Annotated in this window: 18 protein-coding genes; all 18 read right to left on the bottom strand. The window is 66.5% G+C overall.

Annotated features, from left to right (window positions below):
- Position 1: 1 nt before the first annotated feature.
- Positions 2-370: a 50S ribosomal protein L14 gene (rplN, locus tag AB6L24_RS28730; RefSeq protein WP_003974257.1), complete on the bottom strand. Its 369-nt coding sequence runs from the start codon at positions 368-370 to the stop codon at positions 2-4.
- Positions 371-505: 135 nt separating this feature from the next.
- Complete coding sequence (gene rpsQ, locus AB6L24_RS28725) at positions 506-793, bottom strand: 30S ribosomal protein S17 (RefSeq protein ID WP_030039759.1); 288 nt, start codon at positions 791-793, stop codon at positions 506-508.
- On the bottom strand, positions 793-1,017 hold the full coding sequence (rpmC, locus tag AB6L24_RS28720; protein ID WP_010036720.1) for a 50S ribosomal protein L29: 225 nt from the start codon (positions 1,015-1,017) through the stop codon (positions 793-795). Before rpmC ends, rpsQ begins: the two co-directional genes overlap by 1 nt.
- Positions 1,017-1,436, bottom strand: a complete 420-nt coding sequence (gene rplP / locus AB6L24_RS28715; RefSeq protein WP_005313579.1) for a 50S ribosomal protein L16 — start codon at positions 1,434-1,436, stop codon at positions 1,017-1,019. Before rplP ends, rpmC begins: the two co-directional genes overlap by 1 nt.
- A gap of 5 nt (positions 1,437-1,441) precedes the next feature.
- Positions 1,442-2,281, bottom strand: coding sequence for a 30S ribosomal protein S3 (rpsC, locus tag AB6L24_RS28710; protein WP_087885483.1), 840 nt, complete (start codon positions 2,279-2,281; stop codon positions 1,442-1,444).
- Positions 2,281-2,628 carry a 50S ribosomal protein L22 gene (rplV, locus tag AB6L24_RS28705; protein ID WP_030359020.1) on the bottom strand — a complete coding sequence of 116 codons (348 nt, stop codon included), beginning with the start codon at positions 2,626-2,628 and terminating at the stop codon, positions 2,281-2,283. The genes rpsC and rplV overlap by 1 nt, the downstream gene beginning before the upstream one ends.
- A 41-nt stretch (positions 2,629-2,669) precedes the next feature.
- Complete coding sequence (gene rpsS / locus AB6L24_RS28700) at positions 2,670-2,951, bottom strand: 30S ribosomal protein S19 (protein WP_003992359.1); 282 nt, start codon at positions 2,949-2,951, stop codon at positions 2,670-2,672.
- Between the two features lie 12 nt (positions 2,952-2,963).
- Positions 2,964-3,800, bottom strand: coding sequence for a 50S ribosomal protein L2 (gene rplB, locus AB6L24_RS28695; RefSeq protein WP_016645178.1), 837 nt, complete (start codon positions 3,798-3,800; stop codon positions 2,964-2,966).
- Positions 3,801-3,839: 39 nt separating this feature from the next.
- Positions 3,840-4,256 (bottom strand): 50S ribosomal protein L23, encoded by a 417-nt coding sequence (gene rplW / locus AB6L24_RS28690; protein WP_030359021.1) that lies wholly within the window; start codon positions 4,254-4,256, stop codon positions 3,840-3,842.
- The gene (gene rplD, locus AB6L24_RS28685) at positions 4,256-4,912 is read right to left on the bottom strand and encodes a 50S ribosomal protein L4 (RefSeq protein ID WP_030359022.1); all 657 of its coding nucleotides are present in this window, start codon (positions 4,910-4,912) and stop codon (positions 4,256-4,258) included. The genes rplW and rplD overlap by 1 nt, the downstream gene beginning before the upstream one ends.
- A gap of 7 nt (positions 4,913-4,919) precedes the next feature.
- Positions 4,920-5,564, bottom strand: a complete 645-nt coding sequence (gene rplC, locus AB6L24_RS28680; RefSeq protein WP_030359023.1) for a 50S ribosomal protein L3 — start codon at positions 5,562-5,564, stop codon at positions 4,920-4,922.
- Between the two features lie 14 nt (positions 5,565-5,578).
- Positions 5,579-5,887 carry a 30S ribosomal protein S10 gene (gene rpsJ / locus AB6L24_RS28675; protein WP_003948644.1) on the bottom strand — a complete coding sequence of 103 codons (309 nt, stop codon included), beginning with the start codon at positions 5,885-5,887 and terminating at the stop codon, positions 5,579-5,581.
- A gap of 512 nt (positions 5,888-6,399) precedes the next feature.
- Positions 6,400-7,593 (bottom strand): elongation factor Tu, encoded by a 1,194-nt coding sequence (gene tuf, locus AB6L24_RS28670; protein WP_030359024.1) that lies wholly within the window; start codon positions 7,591-7,593, stop codon positions 6,400-6,402.
- A 154-nt stretch (positions 7,594-7,747) separates the two neighbouring features.
- Positions 7,748-9,874: an elongation factor G gene (fusA, locus tag AB6L24_RS28665; RefSeq protein ID WP_030359025.1), complete on the bottom strand. Its 2,127-nt coding sequence runs from the start codon at positions 9,872-9,874 to the stop codon at positions 7,748-7,750.
- A gap of 39 nt (positions 9,875-9,913) precedes the next feature.
- A complete protein-coding gene (gene rpsG, locus AB6L24_RS28660; RefSeq protein ID WP_003974303.1) occupies positions 9,914-10,384 on the bottom strand; it encodes a 30S ribosomal protein S7 in 471 nt (156 codons plus the stop codon).
- Positions 10,385-10,386: 2 nt separating this feature from the next.
- Positions 10,387-10,758, bottom strand: a complete 372-nt coding sequence (gene rpsL / locus AB6L24_RS28655) for a 30S ribosomal protein S12 (protein ID WP_003948652.1) — start codon at positions 10,756-10,758, stop codon at positions 10,387-10,389.
- A 317-nt stretch (positions 10,759-11,075) separates the two neighbouring features.
- Complete coding sequence (locus tag AB6L24_RS28650) at positions 11,076-11,612, bottom strand: DUF1707 and DUF4190 domain-containing protein (protein ID WP_405659930.1); 537 nt, start codon at positions 11,610-11,612, stop codon at positions 11,076-11,078.
- Positions 11,613-11,721: 109 nt separating this feature from the next.
- Positions 11,722-15,633: a DNA-directed RNA polymerase subunit beta' gene (locus AB6L24_RS28645; RefSeq protein WP_405659927.1), complete on the bottom strand. Its 3,912-nt coding sequence runs from the start codon at positions 15,631-15,633 to the stop codon at positions 11,722-11,724.
- Between the last annotated feature and the right edge of the window lie 14 nt (positions 15,634-15,647).

Here is a 15,647-nt window from a genome sequence, read left to right as displayed (position 1 = left end):
CTTACAGCACCTCCGGCGCGAGCGAGATGATCTTCATGAACTTCTTCTCGCGCAGCTCACGGCCGACCGGGCCGAAGATGCGGGTGCCGCGAGGGTCGCCGTCGTTCTTCAGAATGACGGCGGCGTTCTCGTCGAAGCGGATGTACGAGCCGTCCGGACGACGGCGCTCCTTGACGGTGCGAACGATGACCGCCTTGACGACGTCACCCTTCTTCACGTTGCCACCGGGGATTGCGTCCTTGACGGTGGCGACGATGACGTCACCGATGCCCGCGTAGCGGCGACCCGAGCCACCGAGAACACGGATGGTGAGGATTTCCTTCGCACCCGTGTTGTCGGCGACGCGAAGTCGCGACTCCTGCTGGATCACGTCTATCTCCTGTTTGTCTGCCGGTTCCCGGCAGGGGCTTCACTCTGACGAGGTCGGCCCCTGCCGAGCCTGGCGGAACTGATCCGAGGGGAAACCCCCTCGGACGGAACTATGGAATTCCCTTGCGGGAATTACCTACTTGGCCTTCTCGAGGATCTCGACGACGCGCCAGCGCTTGGTCGCCGACAGCGGACGCGTCTCCATCAGGAGGACGCGGTCGCCGACGCCGGCAGCGTTCTGCTCGTCGTGCGCCTTGAGCTTGTTCGTACGACGGATGACCTTGCCGTACAGCGCGTGCTTGACGCGGTCCTCGACGGCGACGACGACGGTCTTGTCCATCTTGTCGCTGACGACCAGACCCTCACGGGTCTTGCGGAAGCCGCGCGCGGCCTTCGTCTCTTCAGTCACGTTGCTCTCGCTCATCAGGCGCTCTCCACCGTCTCGATGCCCAGCTCGCGCTCACGCATCAGGGTGTAGATCCGCGCGATGTCCTTACGGACGGCCTTCAGCCGACCGTGGTTCTCGAGCTGACCCGTCGCCGCCTGGAAGCGGAGGTTGAACAGCTCTTCCTTGGCCTCGCGGAGCTTGTTGAGGAGCTCCTCGTTGCCCAGCTCGCGCAGCTCGGACGCCTTGGTACCGGCCGACATCACGCTTCACCTGCCTCGCGCTTGACGATCCGGCACTTCATCGGCAGCTTGTGGGCCGCACGAGTCAGAGCCTCACGGGCGATCTTCTCGTTGGGGTAGGACAGCTCGAACATGACCCGACCCGGGTGCACGTTCGCGACCCACCACTCGGGCGAACCCTTACCGGAACCCATGCGGGTCTCGGCGGGCTTCTTCGTCAGCGGGCGGTCCGGGTAGATGTTGATCCAGACCTTGCCGCCACGCTTGATGTGGCGGGTCATCGCGATACGAGCCGCCTCGATCTGGCGGTTGGTCACGTACGCCGGAGTCATGGCCTGGATGCCGTACTCGCCGAACGCAACCGTCGTACCACCCTTGGCCATACCGCGGCGCTTGGGGTGGTGCTGCTTGCGGTGCTTGACCCTACGGGGGATCAGCATTTCGGTCAGGCCTCCGTTCCGGTGCTCTCAGCCGGAGCGGCAGCGGCGGCGGGAGCCTCGGCCTTGGGGGCCTCGGCAGCCGGCGCGGACTGCTGCTGCGGCTTGCGACCGCGACCGCCACGCTCGCCACCGCGGCCACCACGGGCCGGGCGGTCGTTGCCACCACGGGCCGGGCGGTTGCCGGCGCGGGCAGCGGCGTTCTCGGCGCGGACCTCGGCGATGTTCTTGACGTCGCCCTTGTAGATCCAGACCTTCACGCCGATGCGGCCGAAGGTCGTCTTGGCCTCGAAGAAGCCGTAGTCCACGTTCGCGCGGAGCGTGTGCAGGGGCACACGGCCCTCGCGGTAGAACTCCGAGCGGGACATCTCGGCGCCGCCGAGACGGCCACCGCACTGGATCTTGATGCCCTTGGCGCCCGCCTTCATCGCCGACTGCATGCTCTTGCGCATGGCACGACGGAAGGAGACGCGGGAGGACAGCTGCTCCGCGACGGCCTGGGCCACGAGCTGAGCGTCCGTCTCGGGGTTCTTGACCTCGAGGATGTTCAGCTGGACCTGCTTGCCCGTGAGCTTCTCGAGGTCACCGCGGATGCGGTCGGCCTCGGCGCCACGGCGGCCGATGACGATGCCGGGACGGGCGGTGTGGATGTCCACACGCACGCGGTCACGGGTGCGCTCGATCTCCACCTTCGAGATGCCGGCGCGCTCCATGCCGGACGTCATCATCCGACGGATGGCGACGTCTTCCTTGACGTAGTCCTTGTACAGCTTGTCGGCGTACCAACGCGACTTGAAGTCGGTCGTGACACCGAGCCGGAACCCGTGCGGGTTTACCTTCTGGCCCATTACCGGGTTCCTTCCTTGCTGCTGACGACCACGGTGATGTGGCTGGTCCGCTTACGGATCCGGTAGGCACGGCCCTGGGCGCGCGGACGGAACCGCTTCAGGGTCGGGCCCTCATCGACGAACGCCTCGCTGATGAACAGCGACGAGGCGTCCGTGTGGTCGTAGTTGTGTGCAGCGTTGGCGATGGCGCTGTCCAGCACCTTGCCAACCGGCACGCTCGCGGCCTGCGGGGCGAAACGCAGGACCGCCTGAGCCTCCGTGGCGTCCATGCCACGGATGAGGTCCACCACGCGGCGGGCCTTCATGGGCGTGACGCGGATGTACCGCGCCTGGGCCCTGGCTTCCATGGTTGTCCCTTCGGTGTTAGTCACAGTCGTTCACACCCCGCTTAGCGGCGCTTCGACTTGCGGTCGTCCTTGACGTGGCCGCGGAAGGTGCGGGTCGGCGAGAACTCGCCGAGCTTGTGGCCGACCATCGACTCGGTGACGAACACCGGGATGTGGGTCTTGCCGTTGTGCACCGCGAGCGTGTGGCCAAGCATGGCCGGCACGATCATCGAGCGTCGGGACCAGGTCTTGATGACGTTTTTGGTGCCTGCTTCGTTCTGGGCGTCCACCTTCTTGATCAGGTGGTCGTCGACGAAGGGCCCCTTCTTCAGACTACGAGGCATCTCAACCCGTCCTTAGCGCTTCTTGTTCGTCTTGCGGCGGCGGACGATGTACTTGTTGCTCGCCTTGTTGCGATCACGAGTACGCATTTCCTTCTTGCCCCAGGGCGACACCGGGTGACGACCACCCGAGGTCTTGCCCTCGCCACCACCGTGGGGGTGGTCAACCGGGTTCATGACGACACCACGCACGGTCGGGCGGACGCCCTTCCAGCGCATGCGGCCGGCCTTGCCCCAGTTGATGTTCGACTGCTCGGCGTTGCCGACCTCGCCGACCGTGGCGCGGCAGCGCACGTCGACCAGGCGGATCTCACCGGACGGCATACGAAGGTGGGCCATCGAGCCCTCCTTCGCCAGCAGCTGCACGGAGGCACCCGCGGAGCGGGCGAACTTGGCGCCGCCGCCCGGACGGAGCTCGATCGCGTGGATCGTGGTACCGACCGGGATGTTGCGGAGCGCGAGGTTGTTGCCGGGCTTGATGTCGGCGCCAGGGCCGTTCTCAATCCGGTCACCCTGCGACAGGCCGCGCGGAGCGATGATGTAGCGCTTCTCGCCGTCTGCGTAGTGCAGCAGCGCGATGCGCGCGGTGCGGTTCGGGTCGTACTCGATGTGCGCGACCTTCGCCGGCACGCCGTCCTTGTCGTGACGACGGAAGTCGATCACGCGGTAGGCGCGCTTGTGTCCGCCACCCTGGTGGCGAACGGTCACACGACCGGCGTTGTTACGGCCGCCCTTGCTGTGCAGCGGGCGGACCAGCGACTTCTCCGGCGTGGACCGCGTGACCTCGACGAAGTCGGCGACGGAGGAGCCACGGCGGCCCGGCGTCGTCGGCTTGTACTTGCGGATTCCCATTTCTCAGTCCTCGTCCGATATTCGGACCAGGGCGCTCCGTTAGGAGGCCTGGCCGAAGATGTCGATACGGTCGCCCTCAGCGAGGGTCACGATCGCGCGCTTGGAGTCGGCACGCTTGCCGAAACCGGTGCGGGTGCGCTTGCGCTTGCCCTGGCGGTTGAGCGTGTTGACGCCGGTGACCTTGACCGAGAAGACCGCCTCGACGGCCTGCTTGATCTGGGTCTTGTTGGCGCCCGGCGCGACGACGAAGGTGTACTTGCCCTCGTCGAGCAGCGCGTAGCTCTTCTCCGAGACGACCGGCTTGATGAGGACGTCACGGGGGTCCGTGAAGCTCTTGCTCAGCGGCGTCTCAACGGTGTTCTTGCCCTCGGCGGCGTGGCGACGCGCCTTGGCGACGCGCGCGGCCTTGGCGGCCTTGGCCGCCTTCGAGGCGATAGCGGGGTGACGGATAGCCATCAGGCCTCGCTCCCTTCGGTGTCAGCGGCCTTGGGGCCAGACACGAAGGACTCCAGCGCGGCCTGGGTGAAGACCACGTCGTCCGAGACGAGAACGTCGTACGTGTTGAGCTGGCCCGGCTCCAGGATGTGGACCTGGGGCAGGTTGCGGGCGGACAGCAGCGCTGCCTCGTCCGAGCGCTCGATGACCAGGAGCACGTTCTTGCGCTCGCTGATCTTGCCGAGCAGGCTCTTCGCGGCCTTGGTGGAAGGCGTCTCGCCCTCGATCACGCCGGAGACGACGTGGATGCGAGCGTTGCGGGCCCGGTCGGTGAGGGCGTGGCGCAGGGCCGCGGCCTTCATCTTCTTCGGGGTCCGCTGCGAGTAGTCACGCGGCACGGGGCCGTGGACGACGCCACCGCCGGCGAACTGCGGGGCGCGGGTCGAGCCCTGACGGGCGCGGCCGGTGCCCTTCTGGCGGTACGGCTTCTTGCCACCACCGCGGACTTCGCCACGGGTCTTGGTCTTGTGCGTGCCCTGACGGGCAGCGGCCAGCTGGGCGACAACGACCTGGTGGATCAGCGGGATGCTGACCTTCTCGACGTCGAAGATCTCCGCGGGGAGCTCGACGGTCCCGGCCTTGTCGCCTGCCGGCGAAAGGATGTCAATGGTGCTCATCGGTTCCTCAAGCCCCCTTGGCCGCGGTACGGACCAGGACGAGGCCGCCGTTCGGACCGGGAACCGCTCCCTTGATGAGGAGCAGGCCCTTCTCCGCGTCAACGGCGTGAACGGTCAGGTTCTGGGTGGTGACCCGCTCGTTGCCCATGCGGCCCGCCATGCGGAGGCCCTTGAACACACGGCCCGGGGTGGCGCAGCCACCGATGGAACCGGGCGAGCGGTGCTTGCGCTGGGTGCCGTGGCTGGAGCCGAGGCCACCGAAGTTGTGGCGCTTCATGACACCGGCGAAGCCCTTGCCCTTGCTCTTGCCGGTCACGTCGACCTTGACGCCGGACTCGAAGGTCTCAGCGGTCAGCTCCTGGCCGAGGGTGTACTCGCTGGCGTCAGCGGTACGGATCTCGACGAGGTGACGACGGGGGGTCACGTCGGCCTTGGCGAAGTGGCCCTTGAGGGGCTTGTTCACCTTGCGCGGGTCGATCTCGCCGAAGGCGATCTGGACCGACTCGTAGCCGTCGGAGTCATTCGTACGGACCTGGGTAACGACGCAGGGCCCGGCCTTGACCACGGTCACCGGGACGACACGGTTGTTCTCGTCCCAGACCTGGGTCATGCCGAGCTTCTCGCCCAGGATGCCCTTGATCTGCTTGGTCATCTCTTCCGTGCCTCTCAGAGCTTGATCTCGATGTCAACGCCGGCCGGAAGGTCCAGGCGCATCAGCGAGTCAACGGTCTTGGGCGTCGGGTCGAGGATGTCGATCAGGCGCTTGTGCGTGCGCATCTCGAAGTGCTCGCGAGAGTCCTTGTACTTGTGCGGCGACTTGATGACGCAGTACACGTTCTTCTCAGTGGGCAGCGGCACCGGGCCCGCGACCGACGCACCAGTGCGGGTCACCGTCTCGACGATCTTCTTCGCCGAGGAGTCGATGACCTCGTGGTCGTAGGCCTTGAGCCGGATGCGGATCTTCTGTCCCGCCATGGCTACTTAGTAGTCCTTTGTCTCGAACGCTCTGGCCCCCGGAAGGCCCTGTTTTCTACTTCCATCCGACCCACGCGGTCGGGCGTGTCGCAGTCCCGCTCACACAGATCTCCCGAAGGATTTCCCTGCTAGGGGCTGCGGCCCAGCTGACCGCGGGTCCGGGGGAAGAAACCCACCGGGCGCCTGGCCGAGCCACCTTGCCGCACTTCCCGGAAGATTCCCGTACGTCCGCCACAGTGCTGCCTGACGACAGATATGGCGACGAGTACCGTGGGACTCGCTTCCAGTCCTCCCGGCGGGAGGCGCGCAGCATCGGCACTCAACCGAGCAACCTGAACAGTGTGCCATACCTGGGACGACGAAGGCCAATCGAGCCGCTTGTCAAGCGGCGCGCCCGCCCCGCACTCCCCCGGACACGACAAGAGGCCCCACCCGCCGTAATGGCGAGTGGGGCCTCTTGCTGCGCTCAGTTCAGAGCAGCCGGGTCGCCCCGACCAACAAGCAAGCAGTACTTACTTGGTGATCTTGGTGACCTGGCCGGCGCCGACGGTCCGGCCACCCTCACGGATGGCGAACTTCAGGCCCTCCTCCATGGCGACGGGCTGGATGAGCTCCACCTTCATCTCGGTGTTGTCACCCGGCATGACCATCTCGGTGCCCTCGGGGAGGGTCACGACGCCGGTCACGTCCGTCGTACGGAAGTAGAACTGCGGGCGGTAGTTGTTGAAGAACGGGGTGTGGCGGCCACCCTCGTCCTTCGACAGGATGTAGGCCTGGGCCTCGAACTCGGTGTGCGGCGTGACCGAACCGGGCTTGATGATGACCTGGCCGCGCTCGACGTCCTCGCGCTTGATGCCACGGAGGAGCAGACCGACGTTCTCACCGGCCTGGCCCTCGTCGAGCAGCTTGCGGAACATCTCGATGCCGGTGACCGTGGTGGTGGTCTTCTCGGTCTTGATGCCGATGATGTCGACGGTCTCGTTGACCTTGAGGACACCACGCTCGATACGACCGGTGACGACGGTGCCACGACCGGTGATCGTGAAGACGTCCTCGATCGGCATCAGGAACGGCTTGTCGACGTCACGCTCGGGCTGCGGGATGGACTCGTCGACGGCCTTCATCAGGTCGAGGACGGACTTGCCCCACTCGGCGTCGCCCTCGAGCGCCTTGAGCGCCGAGACCTTGACGACCGGGACGTCGTCGCCCGGGAACTCGTACTCGGAGAGCAGCTCACGGACCTCGAGCTCGACGAGCTCCAGGATCTCCTCGTCGTCCACCATGTCGGCCTTGTTCAGGGCGACGACGATGTACGGGACGCCGACCTGGCGGGCCAGGAGCACGTGCTCCTTGGTCTGCGGCATCGGGCCGTCGGTGGCCGCGACCACGAGGATGGCGCCGTCCATCTGCGCCGCACCCGTGATCATGTTCTTGATGTAGTCGGCGTGACCGGGGCAGTCGACGTGAGCGTAGTGACGCGCCTCGGTCTGGTACTCGACGTGCGCGATGGAGATCGTGATACCGCGCTGGCGCTCCTCGGGAGCCTTGTCGATCTGGTCGAAGGCCGAGGCCTCGTTCAGGTCGGGGTACGCGTCGTGCAGCACCTTGGTAATGGCGGCCGTGAGGGTCGTCTTACCGTGGTCGATGTGACCGATGGTGCCGATGTTGACGTGCGGCTTAGTCCGCTCGAACTTCGCCTTCGCCACTGGGGTCCTCCTGTGGAGTGGTTCTGTACGCCTTACTTCATCGGCGCCAGGTGATCTTTGCTGGGGTGCCCGGGGCCCGGGCCATTCCGTCCCGGTAGGGGCTGGAATGACCCGGATGCTCCGGAGTCAAGCCTAAAGCGTGTACTCGGGTGAGTTACTCGCCCTTGGCCTTCGCGATGATCTCCTCGGCGACGTTCCGCGGAACCTCGGCGTAGGAGTCGAACTGCATCGAGTAGCTTGCGCGACCCGACGTCTTGCTGCGGAGGTCTCCGACGTAGCCGAACATCTCCGAGAGGGGCACGAGGCCCTTCACGACGCGAGCGCCGCTGCGCTCCTCCATGGCCTGGATCTGGCCACGGCGGGAGTTGATGTCGCCGATGACGTCGCCCATGTAGTCCTCGGGCGTGGTGACCTCGACGGCCATCATCGGCTCGAGCAGCACGGGCTTGGCCTGCCGCGCGGCCTCCTTGAAGGCCTGCGAACCGGCGATCTTGAAGGCGAGCTCGGAGGAGTCGACCTCGTGGTAGGCGCCGTCGATGAGCGTGACGCGGACGCCCGTCATCTCGTAGCCCGCCAGGATGCCGAACTGCATGGCCTCCTGCGCACCGGCGTCCACCGACGGGATGTACTCCCGCGGGATGCGGCCACCGGTGACCTTGTTCACGAACTCGTACGACGCGTCGCCGTCGAGGATCGGCTCGATCGCGATCTGCACCTTGGCGAACTGACCGGTACCACCGGTCTGCTTCTTGTGGGTGTAGTCCACGCGCTCGACGGCCCGACGGATCGTCTCGCGGTACGCGACCTGCGGCTTGCCGACGTTCGCCTCGACGCGGAACTCGCGCTTCATGCGGTCGACGAGCACCTCGAGGTGAAGCTCGCCCATACCACCGATGATGGTCTGGCCGGTCTCCTCGTCCGAGTGGACCTGGAAGGAGGGGTCCTCCTCCGAGAGGCGCTGGATGGCGACACCCAGCTTCTCCTGGTCACCCTTGGACTTCGGCTCGATGGCGACCTGGATGACCGGGGCCGGGAAGTCCATGGACTCCAGGATGACCGGGGCCTTGTCGTCACAGAGCGTCTCGCCCGTGGTGGTCTGCTTCAGACCCATGACGGCGACGATGTCACCGGCGCCCACCGACTCGATCTCCTCACGCTTGTTCGCGTGCATGCGGTAGATCTTGCCGATGCGCTCCTTCTTGCCCTTCACGGAGTTCAGCACCGCGGTGCCGGAGTCCAGGCGACCGGAGTAGATCCGGACGAAGGTGAGCTTGCCGAGGTGCGGGTCGCTCGCGATCTTGAACGCGAGGGCCGACAGCGGCTCGTCGTCGGACGGCTTGCGCTTGACGACCTGCTCCGGGTCCTTGACGTCGTGGCCCTCGATGGCCTCGACGTCCAGGGGGGAGGGCAGGTAGCGCACGACGGCGTCGAGCAGGGGCTGGACGCCCTTGTTCTTGAACGCGGTGCCACAGAAGACCGGGGTCACCGTGGTGTCCCCGCCCTTGCCGGAGGCGATGGTGATGCGACGGATGGCCGCGTACAGCTGCTCCTCGGTGGGCTCCTGGCCCTCCAGGTACAGCTCCATCATCTGCTCGTCGTTCTCGGCGACGGCCTCGAGCAGCTTGCCGCGGTACTCCTCGGCAGCCTCGGTGTGCGTCTCCGGGATGTCGACGATGTCGTAGGCCTCGCCCATCTTGGTCTCGGCGGACCAGACGAAGGCCTTCATCGTGACGAGGTCGACGACGCCCTTGAAGTCAGCCTCCGCGCCGATGGGCAGCTGCATGACGATGGGGGTCGCACCGAGGCGGTCGACGATCATGTCGACGCAGCGGTGGAACTCGGCACCCGTGCGGTCGAGCTTGTTGACGAAGCAGATGCGCGGGACGCCGTAGCGGTCCGCCTGACGCCACACGGTCTCGGACTGGGGCTCAACGCCGGCGACACCGTCGAACACCGTGACAGCACCGTCGAGCACGCGGAGCGAACGCTCCACCTCGACCGTGAAGTCGACGTGCCCGGGGGTGTCAATGATGTTGATCGTGTGGTCGACGTCGTTCAGCGGCCAGTGACAGGTGGTGGCAGCAGAGGTGATCGTGATGCCACGCTCCTGCTCCTGCTCCATCCAGTCCATCGTGGCGGCGCCGTCGTGGACCTCACCGATCTTGTACGAGACACCGGTGTAGAACAGGATCCGCTCGGTGGTCGTCGTCTTGCCCGCGTCGATGTGAGCCATGATGCCGATGTTGCGCACCTTGGCCAGGTCAAGTGAAGTGGTAGCCATATCGGCTCAGTCTTCTCTCGGTCTCGATGTGGGTAGCGACTACCAGCGGTAGTGCGCGAAGGCCTTGTTGGACTCGGCCATCTTGTGGGTGTCCTCGCGCTTCTTCACAGCGGCACCGAGGCCGTTGGAGGCGTCGAGGAGCTCGTTGAGCAGACGCTCGGTCATGGTCTTCTCGCGACGGGCGCGGGAGTAACCCACCAGCCAGCGCAGGGCCAGCGTGTTGGCGCGACCGGGCTTGACCTCGATCGGCACCTGGTAGGTGGCGCCACCGACGCGGCGGGACTTGACCTCGAGGGTCGGCTTGATGTTCTCGAGCGCGCGCTTCAGCGTGATGACCGGGTCGTTGCCCGTCTTCTCACGCAGACCCTCCATGGCGCCGTAGACGATGCGCTCGGCGGTGGAGCGCTTGCCGTTCAGCAGCACCTTGTTGATGAGGGAGGTCACCAGAGGAGAGCCGTAGACCGGGTCGATGATGACCGGGCGCTTCGGGGCGGGGCCCTTACGAGGCATTCTTACTTCTCCTTCTTGGCGCCGTAGCGGCTGCGGGCCTGCTTGCGGTTCTTGACACCCTGGGTGTCGAGGGAACCCCGGATGATCTTGTAGCGAACACCGGGCAGGTCCTTCACACGGCCGCCGCGCACGAGCACGATGGAGTGCTCCTGCAGGTTGTGTCCCTCACCCGGAATGTAAGCAGTGACCTCGATCCCGCTGGTCAGACGCACACGCGCGACCTTACGCAGGGCCGAGTTCGGCTTCTTCGGGGTGGTCGTGAACACACGCGTGCAGACGCCACGACGCTGAGGGGAACCCTCGAGTGCGGGCGTCTTGTTCTTCTCGACCTTGTCCTGCCGGCCCTTGCGGACCAGCTGCTGGATCGTAGGCACTACTTCTCCGGTTTCTGTGTGCCGAATAGTAAAGCTAACCTGGAACGTCGCCGACCCACGCGGTCGGGTGTGTCGAATGCTGCAGACTCCCGCTGAAGGCGGAGAGAGCGCAGATTGCGGTGGCCGGTATCGAACTCGCCGTGCGGCTGAAGACACGCACACGAGCCCGGGCACACCCCAGGCACAAGGTCTGAGCGTACCTACCTCATTGGCTGCGGTCAAAACAAATACCCCGGACCCCGGACACGCCGGGGTCACCTCGCGCCCCAGGTGCGCGAGTGCCCCCTTTGTGCCGTTGGTCGGCCTTGCGGCCCCCGTCAGCCCGAAGCCGCCGAAACGATCAGCAGCAACAGCAGCGCCCACCCCACGATCGCCAGCCAGCCCAGGGCCAGGCCCGCGACCGCCTGGCCGTCGCCCTGCTCGTGGGTCTGGCGGATCTCGGCGCGGGCCATGTGGCCGAGGATGACCGCGGGCACGGCCGAGGCGCCGAACGTGAAGAACGTCGCAATCCCGCAGACCATCGCCGCGGTGGCCTTGCCGTTGGTGGGCGCCGCGGGCATGAAGGTGGGCGGCACCACCATCGGGGCCTGCTGGAAGGCGGCCGGGCCCTGCGGCAGGTCGGCGACGAGGATGCTGAGGTCCCCCACCGTGCGGGCCTGGTACGCGCGCTCGACCCGGCGCTCGTACTCCTCCTTCTGCAGCCGCCCCTCGGCGAAGCCCGCGCGCAGCACGTCGACGGCGCGCTCGCGGTCGGAGTGGGCGGCCAGCATCGACGGCTGGCCCTGCGCCGGCCGCATGGCGGGCAGTCCCTGATGGGGCGGCCACGCCCCCGGCTGCCACGACGGATCCGTCATGCATGCCTCCCCCCGCACGTTGTGTGCCCTCCATGATGCGCCAACGCGCCGCGGGGCGGCCACCCGACCTTCGTCGGACGACCGCCCCGCGGTGATGCGCTGCGCGCTCCTACTGGTTGTACGGACCGTAGTCGTAGTCCTCCAGCGGCACGGCCTGACCCGAACCCGTCCCGAAGGGCGAGTAGTCGATGTCGTCGTAGCCGACGGCCGAGTACATCGCGGCCTTGGCCTCCTCGGTCGGCTCGACCCGGATGTTGCGGTAGCGGGAGAGACCCGTACCGGCCGGGATGAGCTTACCGATGATGACGTTCTCCTTGAGGCCGATGAGGCTGTCGGACTTGGCGTTGATCGCCGCATCCGTCAGGACTCGGGTCGTCTCCTGGAAGGAGGCGGCCGACAGCCAGGACTCCGTCGCCAGCGAGGCCTTGGTGATACCCATCAGCTGCGGACGTCCGGAGGCGGGGTGACCGCCCTCGGTGACCACACGACGGTTCTCGGTCTCGAACTTCGAGCGCTCCACGAGCTCGCCGGGCAGCAGCTCGGCGTCGCCGGACTCGATGATCGTCACGCGGCGCAGCATCTGCCGGATGATGATCTCGATGTGCTTGTCGTGGATCGACACGCCCTGCGAGTTGTAGACCTTCTGGACCTCTCCGACCAGGTGGACCTGGACGGCGCGCTGGCCGAGGATCCGGAGCACGTCGTGCGGGTTGGTGGCACCCACGGTGAGCTTCTGGCCCACCTCGACGTGGTCGCCCTCGCCCACCAGGAGACGGGCACGCTTCGAGATCGGGAACGCCGTCTCGTCGCTGCCGTCGTCCGGGGTGACGACGAGCTTCTTGGTCTTCTCGGTCTCCTCGATGCGGACGCGGCCCGCGGCCTCGGAGATCGGGGCGACACCCTTCGGCGTACGAGCCTCGAAGAGCTCGACGACTCGGGGCAGACCCTGGGTGATGTCGTCACCGGCCACACCACCGGTGTGGAAGGTACGCATCGTCAGCTGCGTGCCGGGCTCACCGATGGACTGGGCGGCGATGATGCCGACCGCCTCACCGATGTCGACCAGCTTGCCGGTGGCGAGCGAACGGCCGTAGCAGAAGGCACAGGTGCCGACCGCGGACTCACAGGTCAGGACCGAGCGGGTCTTGACCTCCTCGACGCCGTTGGCGACCAGGGCGTCGATGAGCACGTCACCGAGGTCGACGTTGGCCGGCGCGATGACCTTGCCGTCGATGACGACGTCCTCGGCCAGCATGCGGGCGTACACGGACGTCTCGACGTTCTCCGTCTTGCGGAGCACGCCGTCCTCGCCACGGACCGCGATCTTCAGCTTCAGACCGCGCTCGGTGCCGCAGTCCTCCTCGCGAATGATGACGTCCTGGGAGACGTCGACCAGACGACGGGTGAGGTAACCGGAGTCGGCGGTACGCAGAGCCGTGTCCGCAAGACCCTTACGAGCACCGTGCGTCGAGATGAAGTACTCGAGCACCGACAGGCCCTCACGGAAGGAGGCCTTGATCGGGCGCGGGATCGTCTCGTTCTTGGCGTTCGACACCAGACCACGCATACCGGCGATCTGACGCATCTGCATCATGTTTCCTCGGGCACCCGAGTCAACCATCATGAAGATGGGGTTGGTCTTGGGGAAGTTCGCGTTCATCGCCTCGGCGACCTCGTTGGTCGCCTTGGTCCAGATCGCGATGAGCTCCTGCGTGCGCTCTTCCTTGGTGATCAGACCGCGCTCGTACTGCTTCTGGACCTTCTCGTCCTGTGCCTCGTAGCCCGCGACGATCGCCTTCTTGGCCTCGGGGACCACGACGTCGGAGATGGCCACGGTGACACCGGAACGGGTCGCCCAGAAGAAGCCCGCCGCCTTCAGGTTGTCGAGCGTCGCCGCCACGATGACCTTGGGGTAGCGCTCGGCCAGGTCGTTGACGATCTCGGAGAGCTGCTTCTTGCCCACCGAGTAGTCGACGAACGGGTAGTCCTCGGGCAGCAGCTCGTTGAAGAGCGCGCGGCCCAGGGTCGTGCGCAGCCGGAAGCTGTCGCCCTGCTGGTACGCGCCGCCGAGGGCGTCGTCGCCGTCCTCGTCGACCGGCGGGGTCCAGCCGCGGGGCGGGAAGGTGCCCACCGGGAAGCGGATGTCGACCTTCGCCTGGAGCGAGAGCTCCTTGGCGTCGAACGCCATGATCGCCTCGGCCGTGGAGCCGAAGGACCGGCCCTCGCCCTTGACCTCGCGCTCCTCTTCGTCCGTGGTGAGGAAGAAGAGGCCGAGCACCATGTCCTGGGTGGGCATGGTGACGGGGCGGCCGTCGGCGGGCTTGAGGATGTTGTTCGAGGACAGCATCAGGATGCGGGCCTCGGCCTGCGCCTCCGCGGAGAGCGGCAGGTGCACGGCCATCTGGTCACCGTCGAAGTCCGCGTTGAACGCGGTGCAGACGAGCGGGTGGATCTGGATGGCCTTGCCCTCGACCAGCTGCGGCTCGAAGGCCTGGATGCCGAGGCGGTGCAGCGTGGGCGCACGGTTCAGGAGGACCGGGTGCTCCGCGATGACCTCTTCGAGGACGTCGTACACGACCGTGCGGCCGCGCTCGACCATCCGCTTGGCGCTCTTGATGTTCTGCGCGTGGTTCAGGTCGACCAGGCGCTTCATCACGAACGGCTTGAAGAGCTCGAGCGCCATCGCCTTCGGCAGACCGCACTGGTGCAGCTTCAGCTGCGGACCGACGACGATCACGGAACGCGCGGAGTAGTCCACGCGCTTGCCGAGGAGGTTCTGACGGAATCGACCCTGCTTGCCCTTGAGCATGTCGCTCAGGGACTTCAGCGGGCGGTTGCCGGGACCGGTGACCGGGCGACCACGACGACCGTTGTCGAAGAGGGCGTCCACGGCCTCCTGGAGCATGCGCTTCTCGTTGTTCACGATGATCTCGGGCGCACCGAGGTCGAGAAGGCGCTTCAGGCGGTTGTTGCGGTTGATCACGCGGCGGTACAGGTCGTTCAGGTCGGAGGTCGCGAAGCGGCCACCGTCCAGCTGCACCATCGGACGCAGGTCCGGCGGGATGACCGGCACGCAGTCCAGAACCATGCCCTTGGGGCTGTTGCTGGTCTGCAGGAACGCGGAGACGACCTTGAGGCGCTTGAGCGCACGGGTCTTCTTCTGGCCCTTGCCGGTGCGGATGATCTCGCGGAGGCGCTCGGCCTCCTCGTCGAGGTCGAAGGACTCCAGGCGCTTCTGCAGCGCCGCGGCACCCATCGAGCCGTCGAAGTACGTGCCGAAGCGGTCACGCAGCTCGCGGTAGAGCAGCTCGTCGCCCTCGAGGTCCTGGACCTTGAGGTTCTTGAAGCGGTTCCACACCTCGTCGAGACGGTCGATCTCGCGCTGCGCACGGTCGCGCAGCTGCTTCATCTCGCGCTCGGCACCTTCGCGCACCTTGCGGCGCACGTCGGCCTTGGCGCCCTCGGCCTCCAGCTCGGCCAGGTCGGTCTCGAGCTTCTTGGCGCGGGCCTCGAGGTCCGCGTCGCGGCGGTTCTCGATCTGCTGGCGCTCCACGGAGACGTGCGCCTCCAGGGAGGGCAGGTCGCGGGTGCGGCGCTCCTCGTCCACGAACGTGATCATGTACGCGGCGAAGTAGATGACCTTCTCGAGGTCCTTCGGCGCGAGGTCGAGGAGGTAGCCGAGGCGCGACGGGACGCCCTTGAAGTACCAGATGTGCGTGACGGGAGCGGCAAGCTCGATGTGGCCCATCCGCTCACGGCGCACCTTGGCGCGAGTGACCTCGACGCCGCAGCGCTCACAGATGATGCCCTTGAAGCGGACGCGCTTGTACTTGCCGCAGTAGCACTCCCAGTCCCGGGTCGGACCGAAGATCTTCTCGCAGAAGAGTCCGTCCTTTTCGGGCTTGAGGGTGCGGTAGTTGATGGTCTCGGGCTTCTTGACCTCGCCGTGGCTCCACTGACGGATGTCGTCAGCGGTGGCCAGACCGATCCGGAGCTCATCGAAGAAGTTGACGTCGAGCACTATGCGTCAATCCC

It is taken from the genome of Streptomyces sp. RK9 (assembly GCF_045070545.1).
GTDB lineage: Bacteria > Actinomycetota > Actinomycetes > Streptomycetales > Streptomycetaceae > Streptomyces > Streptomyces alboflavus.
Note: the sequence above shows the minus strand (reverse complement) of the source record. Positions and strands in the feature narration are given on the sequence as shown.

What these genes read in the sequence shown, in the direction of transcription:
- fusA (WP_030359025.1), bottom strand. Translation starts at nt 9,874, where the DNA reads ATGGCTACCACTTCACTTGACCTGGCCAAGGTGCGCAACATCGGCATC.
- AB6L24_RS28650 (WP_405659930.1), bottom strand. Translation starts at nt 11,612, where the DNA reads ATGACGGATCCGTCGTGGCAGCCGGGGGCGTGGCCGCCCCATCAGGGA.
- rpsS (WP_003992359.1), bottom strand. Translation starts at nt 2,951, where the DNA reads ATGCCTCGTAGTCTGAAGAAGGGGCCCTTCGTCGACGACCACCTGATC.
- rplV (WP_030359020.1), bottom strand. Translation starts at nt 2,628, where the DNA reads ATGGAAGCCAGGGCCCAGGCGCGGTACATCCGCGTCACGCCCATGAAG.
- rpsQ (WP_030039759.1), bottom strand. Translation starts at nt 793, where the DNA reads ATGAGCGAGAGCAACGTGACTGAAGAGACGAAGGCCGCGCGCGGCTTC.
- rpmC (WP_010036720.1), bottom strand. Translation starts at nt 1,017, where the DNA reads ATGTCGGCCGGTACCAAGGCGTCCGAGCTGCGCGAGCTGGGCAACGAG.
- rplB (WP_016645178.1), bottom strand. Translation starts at nt 3,800, where the DNA reads ATGGGAATCCGCAAGTACAAGCCGACGACGCCGGGCCGCCGTGGCTCC.
- rplC (WP_030359023.1), bottom strand. Translation starts at nt 5,564, where the DNA reads ATGACCAAGCAGATCAAGGGCATCCTGGGCGAGAAGCTCGGCATGACC.
- rpsG (WP_003974303.1), bottom strand. Translation starts at nt 10,384, where the DNA reads ATGCCTCGTAAGGGCCCCGCCCCGAAGCGCCCGGTCATCATCGACCCG.
- rpsJ (WP_003948644.1), bottom strand. Translation starts at nt 5,887, where the DNA reads ATGGCGGGACAGAAGATCCGCATCCGGCTCAAGGCCTACGACCACGAG.
- rpsC (WP_087885483.1), bottom strand. Translation starts at nt 2,281, where the DNA reads ATGGGCCAGAAGGTAAACCCGCACGGGTTCCGGCTCGGTGTCACGACC.
- rplP (WP_005313579.1), bottom strand. Translation starts at nt 1,436, where the DNA reads ATGCTGATCCCCCGTAGGGTCAAGCACCGCAAGCAGCACCACCCCAAG.
- rplW (WP_030359021.1), bottom strand. Translation starts at nt 4,256, where the DNA reads ATGGCTATCCGTCACCCCGCTATCGCCTCGAAGGCGGCCAAGGCCGCC.
- rplD (WP_030359022.1), bottom strand. Translation starts at nt 4,912, where the DNA reads ATGAGCACCATTGACATCCTTTCGCCGGCAGGCGACAAGGCCGGGACC.